We start from the raw sequence: 1,667 nt of genomic DNA on the forward strand, positions 1-1,667 counted from the left end.
CGGTTATACAGATCGAAGGGGGCCTTGGCAGGAATGAACAGCAGGCTGTTGTATTCCAGCTTGCCTTCAACACGGTTATGACTCCACTTCATGGGATCAGCAAAGTCATGGCTGATATGTTTGTAGAACTCTTTGTACTCGTCTTCAGAAATATCGGAACGGGAACGGGTCCACAGGGCCTTGGCAGTATTCACCGTTTCCCACTCAGGCGCCTGGTCTTCCTGCTTTTCTTCTTCTGAAGACATATCCTGCTTGACCATCAGAATCGGCATGGAGATATGGTCAGAATACTTGCGGATAATGTTGCGCAGACGCCAGCCGTCGGCAAATTCTTCAGCATCCTCTTTCAGGTGCAGGATGATGGAGGTACCACGCTTCTCCTTGCTGATGCCTTCAACGGTGAATTCACCAGAACCATCAGATACCCAACGAACGGCTTCTTTAGCAGATGCATCGGCCTTGCGGGTTTCTACAGTCACCTTATCCGCAACAATAAAAGCAGAGTAGAAACCGACACCGAACTGACCAATCAGCTGTGAGTCTTTCTTTTGGTCACCGGTCAGTTGTTTCAGGAAATCCTGTCGTAATGTTTTATTGTCAGAATGGCTGGCGATTCTGTTAGCACTTCTTGTGTTGTCGGGCTGCAGTATGCAGTCTTCTCCCATTCTTTATCCAAAAGGGCCGGTTTCAGAAACTGAACGGGATTTGTTGCTCTTGGCCACAGCCATCATGCTATTTACTTTGCTGCCCGTTTACCTGATTACTTTCTGGTCATGCTGGCGTTATCGAGCCAAGGGTAAGGGGGCCTATCAGCCAGATTGGCACAAGTCCATTTTTGTAGAAGTGTTTATTTGGGCCGGTCCGCTGGTCATTGTCGTTGCGATCAGTATTCTTGTTGTCATATACACTTACCGACTCGACCCCTACAAGCCTCTGGTCACTGGTGAAAAAGCGTTCAGGGTTCAGGCTATAGCACAGAACTGGAAGTGGCTTTTTATCTACCCGGATCAGCAGGTAGCGGTAGTCAATGAGCTGGCTTTTCCCAGTGAGAGGCCGCTGAATATTGAAATTACATCAGACACCGTCATGACGTCGTTTATAATTCCAGCCTTGGGTGGTCAGATTTATGCCATGGCCGGAATGACTACCTACCTGAATCTCAGGGCCTACGAACCAGGTCGTTTTTCTGGAAGAAATACCCAGTTCAGCGGTCGTGGCTTTCCCCATATGGTGTTTGAGGTCCAATCACTGTCTGAAGGCGACTTTTCGCAATGGCTCGATAAGGTCAAAAAAGCCAATAAACGACTGGATTCGATCAGTTATCAGAAGCTGCTCAAACCTGAGAGAAAACACCCGGTGGAATATTACTCCTGGGTTGAACCGGAGTTGTTCCGTCAAATCATTGCTAAATACACCGGAGCCAGTGGTGCCTTGCCCCTGCAAAAGCCCAGAAGTCTGGAGTAAACCATGTTGGGTAGACTGACCATTGACGCACTGCCACTCTACAGCTGGATCGCTGTGGGAGGTGCTCTTGTTACCGTGATGGCTGTGCTTTTGACGGCTCTGATCGTGACTTGGGCTGGCAAATGGCGCTACTTATGGGAAGAATGGCTGACCAGTGTTGATCATAAGCGGATCGGCATTATGTACATTCTGCTGTCGCTGGT

General features: G+C 48.9%; 1 protein-coding gene and 2 pseudogenes. 2 read left to right on the plus strand and 1 reads right to left on the minus strand.

Annotated elements, in window-relative coordinates; all coding sequences use genetic code 11:
* Window positions 1-665: pseudogene (locus KDK17_RS10680) on the minus strand (hypothetical protein); the annotation flags it as partial.
* Here KDK17_RS10680 and KDK17_RS10685 point away from each other — a divergent pair.
* Entirely contained in the window at window positions 649-1,464 is an 816-nt protein-coding gene (locus tag KDK17_RS10685) for a COX aromatic rich motif-containing protein (protein WP_257288061.1), read from the plus strand. The pseudogene KDK17_RS10680 and the gene KDK17_RS10685 overlap by 17 nt on opposite strands.
* A gap of 3 nt (window positions 1,465-1,467) precedes the next feature.
* Window positions 1,468-1,667: pseudogene (locus KDK17_RS10690) on the plus strand (cytochrome o ubiquinol oxidase subunit I); the annotation flags it as partial.

Source organism: Endozoicomonas sp. SESOKO2 (assembly GCF_024606245.1).
In the GTDB taxonomy this organism is placed as follows: Bacteria; Pseudomonadota; Gammaproteobacteria; order Pseudomonadales; family Endozoicomonadaceae; genus Endozoicomonas_A.

What these genes read in the sequence shown, in the direction of transcription:
- KDK17_RS10685 (WP_257288061.1), top strand. Translation starts at nt 649, where the DNA reads ATGCAGTCTTCTCCCATTCTTTATCCAAAAGGGCCGGTTTCAGAAACT.